The sequence below is a fragment of the Duganella sp. Dugasp78 genome (assembly GCF_059491455.1).
In genome coordinates, this window is the sequence record NZ_CP168506.1 from 1,547,616 (window position 1) to 1,568,628 (window position 21,013).

Consider the following 21,013-nt stretch of genomic DNA (forward strand, 5'->3'; position numbering starts at 1 on the left):
AACACCTCAAGAAACATATCCATTAAGCGGTATATGTACAGGTGTCACGCTACAGTTGCGCCTAAAATTCAGTAACAACTCCTTCTACGGTTTCTGTTAAGTCCAGTCCAGCAGGACAAACCTTTAATTAGTTCAAATCCATGGAGGCAATATTAATCATTAATCCACCACTTAGGAAACAATAAGATGAAAGACGCATACCAAGCGAAGATAGATGCAAGTAAGGCACCAAAGAAGTGGGAAGACGTTAAGAACATTCTCAATTGGCTTCAACTTGGCATTAGGAATGGGTACGATACCAAGACATTATGCGACAAGCTAAACGCGAGGCGTGTCAAGACGCTGACGGGCGGCACTTGGTCAATGAACAGCCTTCAGATGCAAATTCTCAAGATGGCCCGACTGGAAGATGATAGTAGCCTTGCTAGAGGCTGGGCCTACTTGATGAAGTTAGGGCATGTGACGGAGCAGGACATGGCACTGCTACAAGACCGAGTACGCTGAGTATGAAAGATTAGTATAAACAGTATATATCGTTTCCTGCGCTGGACAGATTAAGGCCATAGAACTTGTGCCGCAGCCAATCCACAAGTCAAATAGGGTGGTGGAGATAAGAGCAGTCAAAATAGCGGGATTTTTTGCTGATTCCCCCCACAAATTCTGTTGATTTCAATGGTTACTATGGGTATACTCTATTTGTCTTATCAAAAAAAGCAAAGAGAGCCAAGTATGATTACCCAACGCATCGCCCGAATCTACCAGCGCGTATCCGCCGAATCACAAGACCTTACCCGCCAACAGAAATTGGTTGAGGAAGCGAAGGCGGCAGGGTTCTACATTGCGGCGGTGTACAGCGAGAAGGCCAGCGGCACCACAGAAAATCGCCCCGAACTGCAACGTATGATTGCGGACCTTCAGCCGGGCGAAACCATCATTGCAGAACACCTTGATCGGATAAGCCGCTTGCCAATGGACAAGGCCGAAGCCTTGATGGAAACAATCAAGGTGAAAGGAGCGAAGGTGAGTGTTCCTGGCCTTATTGACCTGCCCAAAGCTGGTGAGGGCGTAGCGGACATCGTAATGAGTGCAATGCAGGATATGCTACTCAAGATCGCCCTCTATCAGTGCCGCCAAGACTACGAAACGCGCCGTCAGCGTCAAGCCGAAGGGATCGCGGTAGCAAAGGCCAAAGGAACCTACAAAGGCCGTAAGCCTGACACAGTAGCAAATGCCAAAATAGTTGAACTACGCGCCATCGGTTACACAATAGCCAAGATCGCATCGACGCTCAACGTGAGCGAGTCACAAGTGAAACTAATCTTAAAGAAAGCGTGTTGACGAATAGAAATAGGGGAGAGGTTTTCAACTACTTACGCAACAGGTGCAGCCCGGTAATGAGAAATTACAGTTTCCCATACACCGAACCTGAAGCGTAGATATGCACGAACTAACACCGTCTTGACTCTGTTCATAGCTAACCTTTCATAACGAAAACCAATGCGGGCCATTGGCAACCTCGGTACACCACGCACCTGCTCATATGCGATTGTGTACATAGGCATGGTTAAAGAGAACCTCTCCCCTATTTCCCTTCAAATTGACGATCAAAATCAACACCTAATTTCGCTACGTTTCTACACCACTACAGTACATCTATGACAACGAGCGTAGCGAAAAAAAGTCCGGCGTATTCGTGCACAATAGCAGGCTGCTCTGCGTGCCGTCGGTGATGAACACCTGGGCCGCCTCGCACACCACGCCGCGCGCAGCCCGCAGATGGTCGGCGATGGCTTCGCGCAGCTGCGGCTCGCCGGCCGGATCGCCGTAGTTGAGCTGCTCCACCGTCAGTGCGCGCCAGGCGCGTTCCAGCATGCGGCGCCACAGCGTCAGCGGAAAATGGTCGAGCGCCGGCACGCCGGGCACGAAGGCGCCCATCATCTCGGCCGGTCCCTGCTGGGGGCGCAAGGCGCGCGCGCGCTGCGAAAGGCCGGCCTGCGGCACGGCCGCCGCCTGCAGCGCCGCAGGCTCGCGGTCCGGCGCCACGGCGGCCACCACGGTGCCGCGCCGGTCGGTGGTGACGAAGCCTTCGCTGGCCAGCTGCTCGTAGGCGTACAGCACGGTGTTGCGGGCCAGGCCCAGCTCCTCGGCCAGCGCGCGCGAAGCGGCCAGCCGCGTGCCCGCCGCCAGCGTGCCGTTGCGGATCGCCGCGCGCAGGCATTCGTGCAGCAAACGCTGGCGCGGCCAGCCGCGATGGCGGTTCTGCGCGGCATAGCCGTCGATCAGCAAGGCAAAGTCCATTCGTGGCTCCATCAAATTGATTATTTCTGGACCTGTTTCAGGAGCCAGCCAACCATTATATTGCGGCTTCAACCTTTTTGGATGGAGATCATGACCGAACCAGCAAGCCACGCCGCACCGAGCGAACGCACCCGCGTCCGCCGCATTCCGACCAACGCGCATTACGACACCGCCACGCTGCACGCCATCATCGACGACGCCTACCTGTGCCACATCGCCTTCGCCGACGACCGTGGGTCGCACTGCATCCCCACCGCCTGCTGGCGCGAGGGCGACCACCTGTACATTCACGGCTCCAACGGCAGCCGCATGCTCAAGCGCCTGACGGAAAGCGAGACCTGCGTGACCATCACCCACCTCGACGGCCTGGTGATGGCGCGTTCGGCGTTCAATCATTCGATGAACTACCGCTCGGCGATGATCTACGGACGGTTCGAGGTGGTGGCGGACGAGGGCGAACGGCGCCGCACGATGGAGGCGTTCATGGAGAAGCTGGTGCCGGGCCGGCAGGCCGAAATCCGGCCGGGCTCGGACAAGGAATACGCGGCCACCACCATCATGCGCATCGCGCTCGACGAGGCGGCCTGCAAGGTGCGCGCCGGCGGCCCGGAGGACGACGAGGACGACATGAGCTGGCCGGTGTGGGCGGGCGTGCTGCCGTTCGCGCGCATGCAGATGAAGCCCATCACCGATCCGGCATGCAGCCATGCCGCGCCGGCCTACGTAATCGCGTGGCAGAAGTGGTAAGGCAGGACGTACAATCTGTTTGACATTAACGTAACGTGATACTTCAGCCTTGGTGCTTTACCAGGAAAGGAACATCATGCGTACATTTCAGCAGATTGCCAGGGCCGCCTTTGCCGGCGCGCTCACCATGTCCATCATCGCGCCGGCCGCCGGCGCCACGCCGCTGCGCGAGCAGGACGACATCGTCACCGTCGCCGGCGTGGAAATCGCCTGCCGCATCACCTTCCCGGCCGGCCAGCCGCAGGGCGCGGTGCTGCTGCTGCCAGGCTCGCTCTTCAGCGACGTCGACGGCAACTACCCGACCATGAATCTCAAACCGCATCTGTATGCGGACCTGGCTGCGCAACTGGGCGAACGCGGCTACGCCGTCCTGCGGATGGCGAAGATCGGTCCCGGCACCGGCTCGCGCACGGTGGATGCGCTAGCGGCCGCGCGCCACGCCGCCTTCCCGACCCGCACCGAGGTCGCGTCGGCCGGCCTGGCCTTGCTGCGCAAGACAGCGCCGGCCCGTCCCCTCATCGTGGCCGGCCACAGCGAGGGCGCGCTGGTGGCGTCGCTGCTGGCCAGCGGCGCCGACGCGCCGGCCATCGACGGCGTTGTCTCGTTGTCCGGTCCGGCCACGCCCCTCCTCAGCCTGATGCGCGAGCAGGTGGCCGCCATGGCGCCCGCCGGCATGGCGATGTTCGACCAGGTCGTCGCCGCCATCCGCGCCGGCGAGCCGCTGCCGGCCGGCGCCCGGACGGATCCGCAAACGGCGATGCTGGCGGCCATGCCGGACTTCAGCCTGGCCTACCTGCGCAGCGTCGACCGCGTCGACCCCGTGGCCGAACTGGCGCGCGTGCGCCAGCCAGTGCTGATCGTCCAGGGCGGGCAGGATGCGTCGGTGCCGCCGGCGCACGCCGAACTCCTCCATCAGGGACGCGGCAATCTGCCGACGGAACTGGCCCGCTTCCCCGGCCTGACCCACTTCTACAAGGTCGCGCCGCCCGGCATCCCGCCGATGCAGTCGATGGCGCTCGACACCGTCAGCGATCCGGCGGTCGCGGAGCACATCGCGCGCTGGGCGCGCCACATGCCGATGTAGTTTACCTACAATTTGAGATCGGACGACATGGCGTAAATACAACGTGGAAGCGCTTCCCTGGGAGAATTGTGGCAAATATTGCGTATTCTTAATGTCGAAACATAAATATTCGTTTGACTTGGTTTCTAGTTTTAATACAAGATCGTTTCCGAGCGGCCTCAGAACGCCGTACAAAAGCGACCTTTTACAACACCAGGAGACCTCCAAATGAAGTTCAATACGCACCCGTCCGGCGTCCGTGCCGCCCTTCCCCTCACCCCGGTGGCCGCCGCCTGCGCGCTGCTGATGTCGGCCCTGGCCGCGCCGCTGCACGCGCAGACCGCCGGCGCGCCGCAAGCGGCCGACACGCCGGTGTCGACGGTGGTGGTATCGGGCATCCGGCGCGGGATCGAGGACGCGATTTCGGTCAAAAAGGACTCGACCTCCATCGTCGAATCCATCTCCGCCGAGGACATCGGCAAGCTGCCCGACGTCAGCATCGCCGAATCGATCGCCCGCCTGCCCGGACTGGCTGCGCAACGGGTGGCCGGCCGCGCCCAGGTCATCAGCATCCGCGGGCTGTCGCCGGACTTCGCCACCACCCTGCTCAACGGCCGCGAACAGGTCAGCACCGGCGACAACCGCAGCGTGGAATTCGACCAGTACCCGTCCGAACTGCTGAGCGGCGTGACCGTCTACAAAACCCCGGACGCCGGCCTGGTCGGCCAGGGCCTGTCCGGCACCATCGACATGCAGACCGTGCGCCCGCTGGCCTTCGCCGGCCGCACCATGTCGGTCAACGTGCGCGGCGAGCAGAACTCGATGGGCAAGATCGCCAACACCAAGGACACCGGCCACCGCATCAGCGCCAGCTACATCGACCAGTTCGCCAACCGCACGGTCGGCGTCGCGCTCGGCATCGCCAGCCTGGAATCGCCCATCCTCGACAACGAGACCGGCACCTACGAGCCGTTCGACCAGAGCAAGGTCTCCGGCGTCCCGGCCGGCACCTACGTCACCGCCGGCGTCAAGGCGCTGGCCAAGAGCGGCACCCTCAAGCGCACCGGCCTGATCGGCGTGCTGGAATACCGCCCGAACAAGATGTGGACCAGCACCCTGGACGTCTTCGCCTCCGAGTTCAAGCAGGTCGACACCAACAACCAGTTCGAAGTCAACCTGGGCGGCTACAACGGCAGCAACAACCCGGTCGGCTTCAACTACAACAGCACCAACATCGTCAACGGCACGCTGCTGGGCGGCACCGCCACCGGCGCCTACCCGCTGGTGCGCGGCCAGTACAACAACCGCAAGGATGAAATCCGCACCGCCGGCTGGGCCAACAAATTCAACTTCGGCGGCTGGTCGCTGCTGGCCGACGCCAACTACTCGGAAGCCAAGCGCGACGAGACCTACCTGGAAAACAACCTGCAGCTGCAAAGCGCCGGCGGCGGCGCCTTCAACGATCCGCTGATGACCGTGGGCTGGACGCCCGGCCACTTCGCCACCATCGCCGGCAAGCTCGATTACAGCGATCCGGCCAAGCTCTATACCGGCAACTCGATCTACGGCTACGGCAGCACCTACTCGCCGCACCTGAAGGACACGCTCAAGAGCTTCAAGCTGGCCGCCACGCTGCCGGCGCCGGAGATGCTGGACAAATACCTGAGCGGCGTCGACATCGGCATCAACTACAGCGACCGCACCAAGACCAAGCGCCAGCCGTCCGGCCAGCTGTTCGCCAAGGGCAATCCGACCATCTCCAGCGACCTGCTGTATTCACCGGTCGACCTGGGCTTCGCCGGCGGCGGCATCGTCCCTTCGTGGAACGTGCCGGGCGTGATCGCCAAGTACTTCAACCCGATCGACTACAGCCTGGCCAACAACGCCGGCACCATCAGCCGCGCGTGGGACGTGACCGAGAAGATCACCACCGGCTACGCCCGCGCCAACATCGACAGCGACTGGGGCGGCGTGACCGTGCGCGGCAACTTCGGCGCGCAGCTGCTGCGCACCGACCAGTCCTCGCAGTCGCTGTACGCCGACAACGGCGGCGCCGCCCATCCAATCGAAGACGGCCGCACCTACAACGACGTCCTGCCGAGCATGAACCTGGCCTTCGGCCTGCCGCACGAGCAGACGCTGCGCCTGTCGCTGGCCAAGCAGATCGCCCGTCCGCGCGTCGATGAGCTCAACGCCGGCTTCAACTTCACCGTCGATGCCGGCACCCGCCTGCCGAGCGGCAGCGGCGGCAATGCGCGCCTCGATCCATGGCGCGCCAAGGCCTTCGACATCTCGTGGGAGAAGTACTTCGCCAAGAAGGGCTACGTGGCGCTGGCGGGCTTCTACAAAAAGCTCGACACCTACATCTACACCTTCTCGGAAACCCGCGACTTCTCGCAGTACACGGCGGGCACCAACGCCATCACCAACATGGGCCAGTACACCACGTCCTACAACGGCAGCGGCGGCATGCTGAAAGGCGCCGAGCTGTCCGTGTCGGTGCCGCTGGAACTACTGACGCCAGCGCTGGACGGCTTCGGCATCCTGGCCAGCAGCTCGTACACCGAGAGCGGCATCGACATCAAGCAGATCAACTCGACCATCGGCAAGATCCAGCTGCCTGGCCTGTCGCGCAACGTCACCAACCTGACGATGTACTACGAGAAGGCCGGCTTCTCGACCCGCGTGAGCACGCGCCGCCGTTCGGATTACGTGGGTGAGATCGGCAACTTCGCCGGCGACCGCCAGCTGCGCTACGTGGTGGGCGACAGCCCGGTCGATTTCCAGATCGGCTACACCTTCAACGACGGCGCCTACAAGGGCCTGGGTGTTCTGCTGCAGGTGAACAACCTGACCAACGAGGCGTATGAAACCTACGCCAACAGCAAGGACCGTCAGCTGGAGTATGCGAAGTATGGCCGCACGGTCCTGTTTGGAGTGAACTACAAGTTCTGATGTCAGTTGCAAGGATGCCGGCCAAAGTATCAGGCCGGTTTTTGATCCTGCAATCCCCGTTGCAGGATCTTTTTTACCGGCGTTGCGCCGACTCGCGATACCACAAGCCCAGCATGCACAGGGCGAACAGCAGCGCAAAAGGGACAGCCGGCAGTGGACGTTCGACTGCCGCGCCGTTGCCTTTGCCATCCTCGCCAGCGCTCCGCGCCGCATACACCGCCGTCGCATCGCGCCGCAAGGCCCGCTGCCACGCAGGCCAATCCTTCACGTCATACACATACTCGTACGCCGGCGCATCCATGCCCGCCGCGTTGAACTTGGCCCAACCGGCATGCTGCGGCCACCAGGCGCCGCAACGCGCATCGGCCTTGTCGGCGCGCGCCTGCAATGCCAGGACAGGCTCGTCTTCGGCCGGCTGCACGCTTGCCACCGCGCCGCCTTCCACGCAGACTTCGCTGCGCAAGCCCGGCACCGGCATCGGATCCGGCAGCCGCCAGCTGGCTTTCTGCGCGCTGGCCAGCGCGATCGTGTCCATCGCGCCCTGCCACCACAAGGCCAGGGCTTGCGGCGCGCTGATCGCATAACGGTGCCAGTCCGACACGCCTATCCATATCACGCGTCCCTGCTGCTGCCCTTGGCCGATATCGCGTTGCCACAGCCATGGCAGCTTTTTGCCGTCGCGCGCAACGACGGACCACGGCGCTGCCGCGTTATCGTCCGGATTCAAGCCGCCCGGCGGCATCGCCAGCACGGCGCCGGCGACGGTGAACTGGCGCGTGTCCTCCTTCTCCGTGGTCGGCGATTGTGGATGCAGGCGCAGGCCGAACTCGCGCTGCCACATGGCGGCGTCGGCGGCGTTCGCGCCCAGCACCACCAGCGGCGCGCCCTGGCGCGTCTGCGCCAGCAGCGCGCCGCGCGCGGACGGATTCATATGCTCCACGTAGGCGGCATCGACAAACACCGCGTTGGGCGCTGTTAAGGGGGTACGTGCGGTTTCGCTGCGAGCCACCGCCTTGCCCAGCGTGACGCTCCAGTCGAGGATCGCGTTGCCGTCCGCCAGCAGTTGATTCAGCGCGCGGGCATCGAACGATGGCGCATCGAAGCGGCCCTGTATCTGCAAGGGCAGCGCATCTTTTACGTGCAATGGCACCGGGCCTTGTGCGATCACTTTCCCTGCGGCGTCCAGCAAGCGCGCCTGCAACACCATCGCCTCCGCTACCGGCGGCAGCCACTGCACGCTCAGCTGCGACGTGGCCGACGCGGTGAGATTCGAATCCGCCAGCACCTGCTTGTTCTCGGCCAGCAGCTGCAAGCGCCAACCCGCTTGCGCCTGGGCGCGCCGCACCGTCAACGTGAAGATGCGGCCCAGCGACATCGAACGCGGAAAGTCCAGCCACAGCAGGTCGGCTTCGGCAGGCTTCCACTGCACGCGGCGCGCTGGCAGGTCGCGCCATTCCGCTTCGCGCAGGCCGTCGCCGCTCAGGGCGATGGCCTGCGCGCGCGGAATCGCCAGAAGCGATGCTTCGCTGATGCCGCCGGAAGCGTCGGTCGCTACCGCCAGGACGTTCTCGCCGGCTTGCGGCAAACGTATGTTCGCCAGTGAAACCGCCAGCGACGCCGACGCCACAGCCACCAGCGTCGCGTTGACCCAATTGCGCTTGCGGCCATACAGCGCCGCACTGGTCGCGCCGACGGCCAGCACCGCCGCAGGTACGGCGATTGCGGTGAGATCCATATTGATCATTTCAACTGCTCCTTGCCGTTCCACGCCTGGCGGAACGGCGTATCCGTCGAAGGCCGCGCCTGCAGCAGCACCGGCGCATCCGTCAGCGTTCCGCGCAACCATGCGCGCAGCTCGCCGCGACAGGCGACGCAGCCATCCTGCACGTCCTGCACGGCGCGCTGGGCGCTCAGTTTCTGTTCCTGGTCGGCGATGCGGGCGGCGATGGTGTCGCGCGCGGCCTTGCTCCACAGGGCGGGCAAGGCACCGTCCTGCGACAGCGCTTGTACCAGCTCGCGCACTTCTGCGGGCACGGTCTCGCCGGCGGCGCCCTGTGCGCGCTTGTAGCTCAACACACCGACGATGTCGCCGCTCATGCGCTTCTCTTCCTTCAGCGCAGGCGGGACAAAGGCGGTGCGGTGCAGATAGATGCGCTCCGCAGCCTGCAGCTCCTTGATCGCATCCAGCGCCTTGTACTCGGGCGGCAGCGCGGGCTTGGGCGAAATGGCGCGCAGCGATTTCTCCGCGTCCCACATGGCCGACAGCGCGCGCTTTAATATCGCCTTGGTCTTGGGATCGAAAATGGTGGCGTTGTCTTCCTGGTCGTGGGCGTGGCCGAACTCCTTCAGCACCGACATTTCGCTGCCGAAGGCAGGCTTGCCGCCGTGGTGTTCTTCGCCCTCGTGTTCGTGTTCGTGCTCGTCGCCGAACAGGCTGGATTCTTCGCCGAGGAACTGGCCGTAGCGCAGACGCAGCTTGGCCTGGTCCGATGCGATGGATTCGCTACGCGCGCGCACCGTGGCGGCAGACATGGCGGGATGGGCCTGCATGTCGGCCACCAGTTGCTCGGTGTCGATGATGATCTGGCGTTGGCTGCGCAGGTTTTCCGGCTTGGCGATCGACGGCAGCGCGGTCGAGTCCAGGCTCTCGGCTTCCGGCGCGGGCAGGCGCAGCGTGTAGGTCGGCGACTGCGTCGTGTGCGGATTGTCCGGCGAGTTGTCGGTGGCGCGCACGAAGAAGTACAGCTCGTCGCCGGGCTCCATGCCCAGCTCCGCCAAGGTCCACTGCTTTTTCCAGTGGCGGACTTTCGGGTCGGACGATTGCGGCAGCGGCACTTCGCGGTCGCTGAAGCGGATGTTCTCGCCGCTGCCGCGCGCCAGCGTCATGTGCAGGCTGGCGCGGACGATGGCGTAATCGTCACGGGCGCTGACGGCGATTTGCACGGTCTTCACATCCTTGGCGAGGATGTGTATCAATTCGCCCGGCTCGATGATGGTCACCTGCGGCGCCTGGTCCGGCGTGACGCGGATGTTGTAGCGCGTGCCGTTCTTGCCGCGCGCGCGCCAGAACAGCGACTCTTCCACTCGCTTCGTCGCGCAGGCTTCGGTGACGGGCAGGCTTAGTCCGTCGCCCAGCTCCACCGCCGGCTGCGGGCCGGTCGGATTTCGCACGCACCAGCGGATTTCGGAAAACTGCGGCACCTGGATGTCGCGGGCGGCGGTCTCGAATGGTTGGGCGCCGGTGTAGACAGGCGGTGTGACGCGCAGGTAGATCTCGCCGTCGACGATGGGCTTTGCGGTCTGGCTGGCGGGGGTGGTTATCACGGCGGCGGTCTGTTTGCCGTGATAACCCCACGCGGCGCCTGCGGCTGCAAGGCTGAGCAGGAGCGGTATGACGCTGACACGCACGCGGCTGCGGGCGATGCTGCGGTAGTCGCCGTTGCCCAGCACGGAGGCAAGGCGGGCTTGCAGGCGTTGCTGTTGGAGTTTTGCGATGGGCGTGGTGGCGTCGGCTGCCAGCAGCGTGCTGCTGTCTTCCAGCGCGGGGATGGCGGCGTTGAGCCAGGAGGTCCATTCCCGTTTGACGCGCAGGCGCCAGCGGTAGATGTCGATTGCCACCCAGGCAGCCCACGGCAGTACGGCCGCTATCGCCAGTAGGGGCGCCGCGTGCAGCAGGATCAGGGCGATGGCCAGCGGCGCCAGCGCGGCCAGCCATTGCGGCGCACGGCGGCGCAGGACGGCGGCCCACAGGTGGCGGCGCAGGAAGTCAGTTTCGCCGTGCATGGGTCAGTATCCGTTCCAGTAAAAACAGCGCAAGCAGGGCTAGCGCGAGCCACGCTGCCGGCTTGGCGTCGGTGATGGCGGGCAGCGCGCTGCGGGCGGCGCCCAGCGTTTTCGATGGCATCGGGTAGGCCGGTGCGGGGGCTGGACTGAGCTGCTGCCAGGCTTCGTACAGCGTGCGTGCGGTGTCGGCGTCACGGGGCGGTATGGCGTCCGAGGTCCAGAGGCGGCCGCGCGGAGTGTCGGTGTATTTCAATGTGATGTCGTTTACGCCGCGTATCGTTAGCTCGTCATTCCCGCGTAGGCGGGAATCCATGCTGCGGCTCTGATCACGCGCCGTATGGGTTCCCGCCTGCGCGGGAACGACGGGGGTTGGTGCGGCGATCCACCAGTGCGGGGCGCGCCAGTCGGCGGGCGGCGCAGCGGCGGATTCCCAGACGATCAACTCGGTTTTTGCGTTTGGTTCGGCAGCGAGCGTGTAGCGGTTGGCGCCATCGCCGGCGCGGCTGAAGGCGGCGAACAGCGAACGCCAGCCAGCGCCCTGCTCCTGAGCTCCCGCCAGCACAATGTGATGCTCGGTCGGCGTCGCGGCGGCCGCGGCGACGAATGGCTTGATGCGCAGCTCCACCTGATGGCTGAATTGCGGCACGCGGGCCGGCATCGCCACCTGCCCGGCACGCGCGACCATCAGCAGACGCGCGCTGGGGCGCCAGTCGCGTTCATGCTGACGCAGCCATTGCAAGCCATTCGACGGCAGCTCGATGCGCTGCGCCGCCCCCATGCCGGCGCCCGCGATCTGCTGCTCCGCCCACGCCTTATCCGCACCGGCATCCAGCAGCACGGTATCGCCGCGCCAAGGGAAGATGGTCGCGGCCAGCCAGGCGATCAGCGCCACCAGCATCAGGCAGCGCACCAGCAACAGCAAGCGGTCGCGCCATTGCCAGACGCGCAACTGCTCCGGCGCGGCCGATGGCAGGAAGCGCGCCGTCGCCAGCGGCTCGGCCTTCAGGCGCTGGCGCTTCTGACGGTGCCACCACACCGGCAGCAGCAGCACCGGCAGCGCAAGCCACCACAATGGATAAGAACTCAGCATCGACAGCCCATCTTCATTTTGCGCGCGCTCCCGCCAGCCGCAACCAGCTGCGCAACACACCGCCCAGAGGCTGCTCGATACGCGCCTCGTAGTGGACGATATTGTTTTGACGGCAGCTGGTCGCCACCGCATCGAAATGCGCACGGCTCTGCTGCCTGTAGCTTTCGCGGTCAGCGTTGCTCATGCGGTGCAGGCCATCGCTCTGCTCCGGATCGCGGTAGGCCGCGCCAGCCTTGAAGCTCGCGTCCACCTCCGCCTGCGTGCGCAGGGTCAGCAAGCGCACGTCGTGCCGCAGGCTGCGCAAACGCACCAGCGCTTCGCTCAACGGCGACGGCCAGTCGAGGAAATCGCTGGCGGCGAAAATCAGACTTGGCGAACGGGCGAAATGCAGGCTGGCCTTCAGCACCTCGGCACTGGGCAGGCCGCCTTCCGGCTTGGCCTTGGCCAGCTGCGCCAGCACGCGCTGCAACTGGCGCGGCCCGCGCGAGGCTGGCGTGAACTCGACCTTGCCGCTACCGCATACCACCAGGCCGAACGCGTCGCCCTGCCGCTGCGCGATCGCCGCCACGCAGGCCAGCACGGTGCGCGCGAACCACAGCTTGTCGACACCATTGATCTCGCGGCTGGGCTCCGCCATCGAGGCGCTGGCGTCCAGCCACAGCCAGGTGGCGACGTGGCTGTCGCGCTCCGCCTCGCGGACGAAGTAGCGGTCCGCGCGCGCCAGCAGCTTCCAGTCGACGCGGCGCCACTCGTCGCCCGGCGCGTAGGCCCGGTACTCGGAGAACTCGACGCCGGCGCCGCGCTCGCGGCCCGCGTGCAGGCCGTGGCCCAGCCCCGCCAGCACGTGGCGGATCACCAGCTCCAGATCCTTGGTCTGCGCCATCATCGCCGTCATGGCGGCGGGCGCGGACGGTGTAAAGGTCGATTGCATCGCGGCTTAATCTGGACGGATATGCTCGCGCAGCGCCAGCAGGATGTCTGCGATCGCCACGCCATCCGCCTCCGCCTCGAAGTTGCGGATCACGCGGTGCGCCAGCACCGGCAGCAGCATCTCGCCGATATCCTCGCGGGTGACGGCCAGGCGGTTGTGCATCAAGGCGCGCGCCTTGGAGGCCAGCACCAGCGCCTGCCCCGCGCGCGGGCCCGCGCCCCAGCCCACATGCTTTTTCACCGCCGGCACCGTCGTCAGCGCCGGACGGGTGGCGCGCACCAGCCGCGTCGCATACGCCAGCAGATGATCGCCGATCTCGATATCGCGCACCAGCTGCTGCAAGCGCAGCAAGGTCGCCACGTCCATCACCGGGTCCGCGTCCTTCAGGCCGGCGTGGGTGGTGGCGGAGACCATCGCGATCTCTTCCTCCTCGGTCGGATACACGACGTCGATGCGCAGCAGGAAGCGGTCCAGCTGCGCCTCCGGCAACGGATAGGTTCCGGCCTGCTCGATCGGGTTCTGCGTCGCCAGCACGAAGAAAGGTTTGGGCAGCTGGTGCGTCTGACCGGCGAAGGTGACGCTGCGCTCCTGCATCGCCTCCAGCAGCGCCGACTGCGTCTTCGGCGGCGCGCGGTTGATCTCGTCGGCCAGCAGCACCTGCGTGAACACCGGCCCTTGCTGGAAGCGGAACTCGCGCTTGCGGGTCGCGTGGTCCTCCTCCAGGATCTCGGTGCCGACGATATCCGACGGCATCAGGTCCGGCGTGAACTGCACGCGGTGGAAGTTCATATCGGTCGCCTGCGACAGCGATTTCACCAGCAGCGTCTTGCCCAGTCCCGGCACGCCCTCCACCAGCGCGTGGCCGCCGGCCAGCAGGCAGATGATCAGCGCATCGATGACGTTTTCCTGACCGATGATCACGCGGGACATGCTCGCCTTCAGCGCCGCCACCTTGGCGCTCAGCGCGCCGATTTCATTTTCGCTCCAGGCGATTGCACTATCCAAGATCAGGCTCCCAACGCATATTGAATGATATTGACCGCAAAGCGGGTGTTGTCGACCACCAGCCAGCGCTTGTTGCGGAAGTCGTAGTCCCACTCGCAGCCGTAGTCCTTGTTGCTGTACAAAAGCCGCACGCGGCCGCCCACTTCCACCGCCTTCAGATAGTCGTGCACCAGATCGTCGCCCCAGCCGTTGAGCTCCACGCTGGTGTTGGGCGGGCCGTCGAAATGGAAGAAGCTCGAATACACGGGGTGCGTATTCGGGATCTTGTGCAGCGCCTTGGGTCCGAAGATGCGGGCGATTTCGGCCTCGAACGATTTGGCGAACAGGCCGTCGATGTCGTGGTTGCAGTCGTCCACGAACAGGAAGCCGCCGCCCTTGATGTAGCGCTCCAGGTTCTTGCGCTCGGCCGGCGTGAACTGCACCAGCTTGTGGCCGGCGAAATAACAGAACGGAGCCTCCAGCATCTTCGGATCGGACAGCGCGACGATGCGCTCGACGGGATCAACCCGCAAGGTCGTGTATTCGACCAGCGAGTTGAGCACGTTGCTCGGCATGCGGATATCGACATCCCAATCGCCCGACTCGTAGGTCAGGCGGGTGAAATAAAAATCGTAGTTGGCCACGCGGTTCCCTTGCCTTAGCTAACGTCATTCCCGCGCAGGCGGGAATCCAGGCATTGCCTGAATTCCCTCCATGCTGAGCGTGAACGCAAACGTTCTATGGATTCCCGCCTGCGCGGGAACGACGGCGTTCATACCGCGTCCGACAGAGAGGTGAAATTGAAGTCGCGTACCTTCATCGGCGGGATCAGCATCTGGTAACGCACCTCGTCGCCGCCGATCACCACCGGCTTGCCCAGTTCATCGATATTGTTCAGCATCGACACCGGGCTTTCGTTGAAGCGGAAGTTCTTGATCGGATGCTTGATCTTGCCGTTCTCGATGTAGAAGGTGCCGTCGCGCGTGAGGCCTGTCAGCAGCAGCGACTGCGGATCAACCATGCGGATGTACCAGGTGCGCGTCACCAGCACGCCCTTCTTGGTCGAGGCGATCAGCTCCTCGGTCGACTTGCCACCGCCCGCCATGATCATGTTGCCGTGACGGCCAGCAGCGCGCTGGCCCTGTTTCTGTGCCCAGTAGCGGGTGTAGTCCAGCGAGGCCACCTTGCCGCCCTTGATGACGTCCGTGCGCTCGCGCGCCAGCATCGACGAGCTGTCCCACGCCAGCACCGGCACGTCCTTGTCCCACGGATCGGCCCAGACGTTGACCTGCTCGTCGAACAGCTTCTCGCCCAGTCGGTTGCCGCCGCCCTTCTTCGACAGGAAGCTGCGGCCCTCGTCGGCGCGCCGCGCGTCGAAGGCGCCGAACATGCGGCCGATGATTTCCGACGTTGCCGCCGGCTCCAGGATCACCGTGTAGCGGCCCGGCTCCAGCGCCTTGGCCTCCACCGATTTGATCGCCTTCTCAATCGCGATCTCGGACGCTTCGCGCGCATCGAACTTCTTCGCATCCGTCGCCGAACGGGTGGCCCAGCCGGAACCACGGCCATCTTCGGTGCGGGTGGTGACGGTGAAGCCCAGGTTGCTCAAGGTCTGGTAGCCGAACACGCCGTTGGAGTTGGCCACCGTTTCAAAGCCGGTGGTGTCGTTGAAAAAGCCCGCCGCGATCAGCCCCTTCTTGCGACAGGCGTTGATGCTGACGGCCGCCACTTCGGCGCGGTATTCGGGATCGATGGCGGCGGTGGACTCGTTGTAGGTGGCTGAGGATTTGTACTCCTGCTTCTTGATCGCCGGTTCGAACTCCGGGTTTTCCGGCGCCAGGCGCGCCACGTCCTCGGCGCGGCGCACGGCGCGTTCCAGCGCCTTATCGTCGAACTCATTGATCGAGGCCGTGCCCTGGCGCTTGCCGAAGGCGACGCTCACCGTCAACTGTGTGTTCTCGGTCAGGCCGGCGGTCGACACGGCGTTGCGCGCGTAGCGGATATTGCCATCACGTTGACCGCTGATCTGCACGCGGCACTCATCGGCCTTGGACAGCGACATCACCTTGTCGCAAACGCGTTTGGCTTCTTCCTGGGTCAGCATCTTCATTGATTATCCTATCTTGCGAGCGGTGTTGATGACGTTGATACCGTTGAAGCGCGTGGTCGGAGACCCGTGCGATACGGCGCTGACTTGCGAAGGCTGGCCCTTGCCATCGAAGAAGGAGCCGCCCATGCGCCAGTCGCGTTCATCGCACAGCGCCGAGCAGGCGTTCCAGAACTCCTGGGTGTTGGACTGGTAGGCCACGTCCTCCAGCTGGTTGGTGATCTTGCCGTTCTTGATCTCGAAGTATAGCTGGCCGCCGAACTGGAAGTTGTAGCGCTGCTGGTCGATCGAGTACGAGCCGCGGCCCAGGATGTAGATACCCTTCTTGACGTCCTTGACCATGTCGTCCGGCGTCAGCGGCTTCTTGCCCGCTTCCAGCGACACGTTGGGCATGCGCTGGAACTGCACGCTGCTCCAGCTGTCCGCGTACGAGCAGCCGTGCGACTCCTTCTCGCCGATGATGGCCGCCTGGTCGCGCGTGGCCTGGTAGTTGACCAGGATGCCGTTGCGGATCAGGTCCCAGCGCCTGGAGGCCACGCCCTCGTCGTCGTAGCCCACGCAGCCCAGCGAGCCTGGCGTGGTCTTGTCGGCGACGATGTTGACCAGCTCCGATCCATACTTGAAGTTCTTGCTCTTCCACTTGTCCAGCGTGGCGAAGCTGGTGCCGGCGTAGTTGGCCTCGTAGCCCAGCACGCGATCCAGTTCGGTGGCGTGGCCGACCGATTCGTGGATGGTCAGGAACAGGTGTTCCGGCGACAGCACCAGATCGTACTTGCCCGGCTCGACGGTTTTCGCGGTCAGCTTTTCGCGGGCGTGGCGGCCGGCGGCGCGGGCGTCCTCGATCAAATCGTAGGCGCCCTTGTACAAGGTGGTGACGTTGCCGGCGGCCTTGACCTTGTTGGAGTCCTTCGCGTCGAAGAATTCATAGCCCATGCTGGCCGGCGACGACAGCCCGTCGCGCGTGCGGAAGCGGTTGGTGGCCTTGTCGACGGCGGTGGCGGTCAGCGGCGCCCACAGGCGGTGGATGTCCTGGTCGATGTAGGAGCCGTCGGTGGAGGCGAAGTACTTCTGCTGGTTCACCTGGAACAGGTTGGACGACATGAAGCTGGCGCCCGCGTCCAGGCCGGCCTTGTTGGCGGCGATCAGCATCTCGGCCTTTTCCTTGATAGCCACGGTGCGCCAGTCCTTCTTGAACGGCGTGGCCCATGCCACTTCGCCGACGCCTTTGACAGGCGCCAGCACCACAGGCTCGGTCTGCAGCTTGGCGTTGGCGCGCGCGATGGCGACCGCCTGGCGCGCGGCGGCGGCCACCGAGTCCAGCGTCATGACGTTGGTCGAGCAGAAGCCGTAGGCGCCGTTGGCGATCACGCGCACGCCGACGCCGGAGGATTCGGTGTTGACGATGTTTTCCACGTTCAGGTCGCGCGTGGTGAGGAACTGGTTCAGGTAGCGGCCGATGCGCACGTCGCAGTAGCTGGCGCCGGCCTTGGTGGCGGCGTTCATCGCGGCGTCGGCCAGCGACTTCTTGAACTGTACGGCGACGGGGTTGAGCAGCTCCTCGGCCGCGATGGCGTTGCCGAAGACCGGTATCAGCAGGCTGCCGCCGGCCGCCGCGCTAACTTTTAGAAATGAACGTCGTTCCACTATAACTCCTGACAGCAGGCCTTACCCCGTCATTCCCGCGCAGGCGGGAATCCATACTTCGCCGGCCAGGAAGCTCGGCATGGGTTCCCGCCTGCGCGGGAACGACGGCTAGTGCTTTACACCGCGTCCGACAATGAGGTGAAGTTGAAGTCGCGCACCCGCATCGCCGGGATCAGCAGCTGGAACTGCGACTCGTCACCCGACAGGATTTCCGGCCGCCCCAGTTCCTCGATGTTGTTCAACATCGTCACCGGGCTTTCGTTGAAACGGAAGTTCTTGATCGGATGCTTGATCTTGCCGTTCTCGATGTAGAAGGTGCCGTCGCGCGTCAGGCCGGTCAGCAGCACCGACTGCGGATCGACCAGGCGGATGTACCAGGTGCGCGTCACCAGCACGCCCTTCTTGGTGTTGGCGATCAGCTCCTGGGTCGACTTGTTGGTGCCGGCCATGATGATGTTGCCCGCCGAGCCGACGGCGCGCTTGCCCTGCTTCTTGGCCCAGTAGGTCGAGTAATCGAGGTTGGCAACCTTGCCGCCCTTGATGATGTCCATGCGCTCGCGCGCCAGCATGCTCTGGCCATCCCACGGCAGCACCGCCACGTCCTTGTCCCACGGGTCGGCCCAGACGTTGACCTGTTCGTCGAACAGCTTCTCGCCCATGCGGTTGCCGCCGCCCTTCTTCGACAGGAAGCTGCGGCCCTCGTCGGCCTGGCGCGCGTCGAAGCCGTTGAACATGAAGCCCAGCAGGTCCGAGGTCGCAGCCGGTTCCAGGATCACCGTGTAGCGGCCCGGTTCCAGCGCCTTGGCGTCCACCGACTTGAGCGCTTTTTCAATCGCCACGTTGGACGCTTCGCGCGGGTCGAAATTGCTGACGTCGCCGACGCTGCGCTTGACCCAGCCCGAACCGCGGCCGTCTTCGGTGCGCACGGTCACGGTGAAATCCAGGCCCGTGTCCTTCTGGTAGCCGAACACGCCGTTGGAGTTGGCGATGGTGGTGAACTTGGTGCTGTCGGTGAAGAAGCCCGCCGCCACCAGATTGTTCTTCTTGCTGTTCTCGATGCTGTAGGCCGCCACCTGCGCGCGGAATTCAGGATCGATGTCGGCGGTCTTCTGGAAGAAGGTCTGGCTGGCCTTGTATTCCTGCTTGGTCGGCGTCGGCATGAACTCCGGATTGTCCGGCGCCAGGCGCGCCAGGTCTTCCGCGCGGCGTACGGCCTTTTCCAGCGACTTGTCGTCAAACTCGTTGATGGTGGCGATGCCCTGCTTTTTGCCGAAGGCGACCGACACGATCAGTTGCGTGTCCTCGATCAAACCGGCGGTCGACACGGCGTTGCGCGCGTAGCGGATATTGCCCTTGCGGGTGCCGGTGATGTTCACTTCGCACTGGTCGCCCTTGGAATAGGACAGCACCTTGTCGCAGATACGTTTTGCTTCGTCTTGACTCAAATTCTTCATCTCGTGGTCTCCAGGGCTTAGCCGATTTTGCGTGCGGTGTTGATGACGTTGATGCCGTTGAAGCGCGCCGTGCTGGCGCCATGCGACACCACCGACACCTGCGAAGGCTGGCCTTTGCCGTCAAAGAAGGAACCGCCCATGCGCCAGTCGCGCTCGTCGCACAGACCGGCGCAGGCGTTCCAGAACTCCTGGGTGTTCGATTGATAGGCCACGTCCTCCAGCATTTCGCCGATCTTGCCGTTCTTGATTTCGTAGAACAGCTGGCCGCCGAACTGGAAGTTGTAGCGCTGCTGGTCGATCGAGAAGGAACCGTCGCCGACGATGTAGATGCCCTTCTTGACGTCCTTGACCATTTCGTCCGGGGTCATCTTCTTCTTGCCGGCTTGCAGCGAGACGTTGGGCATACGCTGGAACTGCACGCTGCTCCAGTTGTCCGCGTACGAGCAGCCGTGCGACTCCTTCTCGCCGATGATGGCCGCCTGGTCGCGCGTGGCCTGGTAGTTGACCAGGATGCCGTCCTTGATGATGTCCCAGCGCTTGCACTTGACGCCTTCGTCGTCGTAGCCGACGTTGGCCAGCGAGCCTGGCGTGGTCTTGTCGGCGACGATGTTGACCATCTCCGAGCCGTACTTGAACTTCTTGGACTGCCATTTATCGAGCGTGGCGAAACTGGTGCCGGCGTAGTTGGCCTCGTAGCCCAGCACGCGATCGAGCTCGGTCGGGTGGCCGACCGATTCGTGGATGGTCAGCCACAGGTGTTCCGGCGACAGCACCAGGTCGTACTTGCCCGGCTCGACCGATTTGGCGGTCAGCTTCTGCCTGGCCTGCTTGCCGGCCGCGCGGGCATCCTCGATCAGGTCGTAGGACTTGGTGTACAGCGTGGTCACGCCGCCGGCCGCCTTGATCTTGTGCTCGGGGCGCGCGTCCAGGTATTCATAGCCCATGCCGACCGGCGAGGACAGGCCCTGGCGCGAGCGGAACTTGTTGGTCTTCTGGTCGACGGCGGTGGCGAACACCGGCATCCACAGGCGATGGACGTCCTGGTCGATGTAGGAGCCGTCGGTGGAGGCGAAGTACTTCTGCTGGTTGACCTGGAACAGCAGCGACTGCATGAAGCTGGCGCCGCCCTCCATGCCGGCCTTGTTGGCGGCGATCAGCAGCTCGGCCTTGTCCTTGATGGCGACGGTGCGCCAGTCCTTGACGATGGGGGTGGCCCACGCCACTTCGCCCACGCCCTTGACCGGGGCCAGGATCACCGGCTCGGTCTGCAGCTTGGCGTTGGCCTTGGCGATGGCGACCGCCTGGCGCGCGGCGGCGGCCACGCCGTCCGGGCTCATGTCGTTGGTGGCGGCGAAGCCGTAGGCGCCGCCGGCGATCACACGCACGCCGACCCCGGCCGATTCCGTATTGACCACGTTTTCGACGTTGAGGTCGCGGGTGGTGATGAACTGGTTCAGGTAGCGGCCTACCCGCACGTCGCAGTAGGAGGCGCCGGCCTGCGTCGCCGCGGTCATCGCGGTATCGGCCAGCATTTTCTTGAATTGAAGGGCGACTGGCTTGAGCAATTCTTCCGCCGCGATCGCGCGGCCGAAGGCGGGCAGCAGCATCGTGCCCAGCGCCAGACTACTAATATTGAGGAATGCACGTCGTTCCATCGTATCTCCAAAAACGTAACAGCAAGGATTAGATTGCGGGCCGGTCGCCCGGGGTTCTGCTTTTTATTTGCTCTTCTAGCTGGAACTACTTCTTTACCGCTCGTTGCTTCGCACTACACCTGAATATCCGTCGCCGTTTCCGCCGGTTTTGCAATATTAGCGCCGGATTAAGGGACGAGACAGGCAAAATGTGTGCCACGCGTATTCATATTGCAAGTCGGTGCTGCCGGCGGGGTGTTCAGGCGCAAAGTGTCCGCATAGTTGTCCGGCCAACTGTCCGCCGGTGTCCGGAAGTGTCCGTC

The 21,013-nt window shown here is 64.0% G+C and carries 15 protein-coding genes and 1 pseudogene; 5 read left to right on the forward strand and 11 right to left on the reverse strand.

The window, feature by feature from the left end; translation table 11 throughout:
* Window positions 1-186 precede the first annotated feature (186 nt).
* Both ACEN9O_RS06915 and ACEN9O_RS06920 read left to right on the forward strand, forming a co-directional pair.
* Entirely contained in the window at window positions 187-504 is a 318-nt protein-coding gene (locus ACEN9O_RS06915; RefSeq protein ID WP_495616856.1) for a hypothetical protein, read from the forward strand.
* A 225-nt stretch (window positions 505-729) separates the two neighbouring features.
* Entirely contained in the window at window positions 730-1,338 is a 609-nt protein-coding gene (locus tag ACEN9O_RS06920) for a recombinase family protein (protein WP_495616857.1), read from the forward strand.
* Between the two features lie 357 nt (window positions 1,339-1,695).
* Here ACEN9O_RS06920 and ACEN9O_RS06925 read toward each other — a convergent pair.
* Window positions 1,696-2,298 (reverse strand): annotated as a pseudogene (locus ACEN9O_RS06925) (GntR family transcriptional regulator); the annotation flags it as partial.
* 90 nt (window positions 2,299-2,388) lie between these two features.
* Between ACEN9O_RS06925 and ACEN9O_RS06930 the strand changes: the two are divergent.
* The 3 genes from ACEN9O_RS06930 to ACEN9O_RS06940 all read left to right on the forward strand — a co-directional run bounded on the left by ACEN9O_RS06930 (window position 2,389) and on the right by ACEN9O_RS06940 (window position 7,063).
* A complete protein-coding gene (locus ACEN9O_RS06930) occupies window positions 2,389-3,045 on the forward strand; it encodes a pyridoxamine 5'-phosphate oxidase family protein (protein ID WP_495616858.1) in 657 nt (218 codons plus the stop codon).
* 76 nt (window positions 3,046-3,121) lie between these two features.
* The gene (locus ACEN9O_RS06935) at window positions 3,122-4,129 is read left to right on the forward strand and encodes an alpha/beta hydrolase (RefSeq protein WP_495616859.1); all 1,008 of its coding nucleotides are present in this window, start codon (window positions 3,122-3,124) and stop codon (window positions 4,127-4,129) included.
* A gap of 207 nt (window positions 4,130-4,336) precedes the next feature.
* On the forward strand, window positions 4,337-7,063 hold the full coding sequence (locus tag ACEN9O_RS06940) for a TonB-dependent receptor (protein WP_495616860.1): 2,727 nt from the start codon (window positions 4,337-4,339) through the stop codon (window positions 7,061-7,063).
* Window positions 7,064-7,136: 73 nt separating this feature from the next.
* On the opposite strand, the gene ACEN9O_RS06945 is transcribed toward ACEN9O_RS06940, so the two are convergent.
* From ACEN9O_RS06945 to ACEN9O_RS06990, 10 genes are all read right to left on the reverse strand, one after another.
* Window positions 7,137-8,798, reverse strand: a complete 1,662-nt coding sequence (locus ACEN9O_RS06945) for a hypothetical protein (RefSeq protein ID WP_495616861.1) — start codon at window positions 8,796-8,798, stop codon at window positions 7,137-7,139.
* Between the two features lie 5 nt (window positions 8,799-8,803).
* On the reverse strand, window positions 8,804-10,846 hold the full coding sequence (locus ACEN9O_RS06950) for a hypothetical protein (protein WP_495616862.1): 2,043 nt from the start codon (window positions 10,844-10,846) through the stop codon (window positions 8,804-8,806).
* Window positions 10,830-11,936 carry a BatA domain-containing protein gene (locus ACEN9O_RS06955; protein WP_495616863.1) on the reverse strand — a complete coding sequence of 369 codons (1,107 nt, stop codon included), beginning with the start codon at window positions 11,934-11,936 and terminating at the stop codon, window positions 10,830-10,832. Before ACEN9O_RS06955 ends, ACEN9O_RS06950 begins: the two co-directional genes overlap by 17 nt.
* A gap of 13 nt (window positions 11,937-11,949) precedes the next feature.
* Entirely contained in the window at window positions 11,950-12,867 is a 918-nt protein-coding gene (locus tag ACEN9O_RS06960; RefSeq protein ID WP_495616864.1) for a DUF58 domain-containing protein, read from the reverse strand.
* A 6-nt stretch (window positions 12,868-12,873) separates the two neighbouring features.
* Window positions 12,874-13,872, reverse strand: a complete 999-nt coding sequence (locus tag ACEN9O_RS06965) for an AAA family ATPase (protein WP_495616865.1) — start codon at window positions 13,870-13,872, stop codon at window positions 12,874-12,876.
* A gap of 2 nt (window positions 13,873-13,874) precedes the next feature.
* On the reverse strand, window positions 13,875-14,495 hold the full coding sequence (locus tag ACEN9O_RS06970; protein WP_008444191.1) for a DUF4159 domain-containing protein: 621 nt from the start codon (window positions 14,493-14,495) through the stop codon (window positions 13,875-13,877).
* Between the two features lie 128 nt (window positions 14,496-14,623).
* Window positions 14,624-15,961 (reverse strand): TldD/PmbA family protein, encoded by a 1,338-nt coding sequence (locus tag ACEN9O_RS06975; protein ID WP_495616866.1) that lies wholly within the window; start codon window positions 15,959-15,961, stop codon window positions 14,624-14,626.
* 3 nt (window positions 15,962-15,964) lie between these two features.
* Window positions 15,965-17,602, reverse strand: coding sequence for a TldD/PmbA family protein (locus ACEN9O_RS06980; RefSeq protein ID WP_495616867.1), 1,638 nt, complete (start codon window positions 17,600-17,602; stop codon window positions 15,965-15,967).
* A 116-nt stretch (window positions 17,603-17,718) separates the two neighbouring features.
* Window positions 17,719-19,056, reverse strand: coding sequence for a TldD/PmbA family protein (locus ACEN9O_RS06985; protein ID WP_495616868.1), 1,338 nt, complete (start codon window positions 19,054-19,056; stop codon window positions 17,719-17,721).
* A 17-nt stretch (window positions 19,057-19,073) separates the two neighbouring features.
* On the reverse strand, window positions 19,074-20,711 hold the full coding sequence (locus tag ACEN9O_RS06990) for a TldD/PmbA family protein (protein WP_495616869.1): 1,638 nt from the start codon (window positions 20,709-20,711) through the stop codon (window positions 19,074-19,076).
* Between the last annotated feature and the right edge of the window lie 302 nt (window positions 20,712-21,013).

Coding starts and splice junctions, on each gene's coding strand:
- ACEN9O_RS06960 (WP_495616864.1), bottom strand. CDS start 12,867: ATGCAATCGACCTTTACACCGTCCGCGCCCGCCGCCATGACGGCGATG.
- ACEN9O_RS06985 (WP_495616868.1), bottom strand. CDS start 19,056: ATGAAGAATTTGAGTCAAGACGAAGCAAAACGTATCTGCGACAAGGTG.
- ACEN9O_RS06990 (WP_495616869.1), bottom strand. CDS start 20,711: ATGGAACGACGTGCATTCCTCAATATTAGTAGTCTGGCGCTGGGCACG.
- ACEN9O_RS06915 (WP_495616856.1), top strand. CDS start 187: ATGAAAGACGCATACCAAGCGAAGATAGATGCAAGTAAGGCACCAAAG.
- ACEN9O_RS06930 (WP_495616858.1), top strand. CDS start 2,389: ATGACCGAACCAGCAAGCCACGCCGCACCGAGCGAACGCACCCGCGTC.
- ACEN9O_RS06935 (WP_495616859.1), top strand. CDS start 3,122: ATGCGTACATTTCAGCAGATTGCCAGGGCCGCCTTTGCCGGCGCGCTC.
- ACEN9O_RS06955 (WP_495616863.1), bottom strand. CDS start 11,936: ATGCTGAGTTCTTATCCATTGTGGTGGCTTGCGCTGCCGGTGCTGCTG.
- ACEN9O_RS06920 (WP_495616857.1), top strand. CDS start 730: ATGATTACCCAACGCATCGCCCGAATCTACCAGCGCGTATCCGCCGAA.
- ACEN9O_RS06950 (WP_495616862.1), bottom strand. CDS start 10,846: ATGCACGGCGAAACTGACTTCCTGCGCCGCCACCTGTGGGCCGCCGTC.
- ACEN9O_RS06940 (WP_495616860.1), top strand. CDS start 4,337: ATGAAGTTCAATACGCACCCGTCCGGCGTCCGTGCCGCCCTTCCCCTC.
- ACEN9O_RS06945 (WP_495616861.1), bottom strand. CDS start 8,798: ATGGATCTCACCGCAATCGCCGTACCTGCGGCGGTGCTGGCCGTCGGC.
- ACEN9O_RS06975 (WP_495616866.1), bottom strand. CDS start 15,961: ATGAAGATGCTGACCCAGGAAGAAGCCAAACGCGTTTGCGACAAGGTG.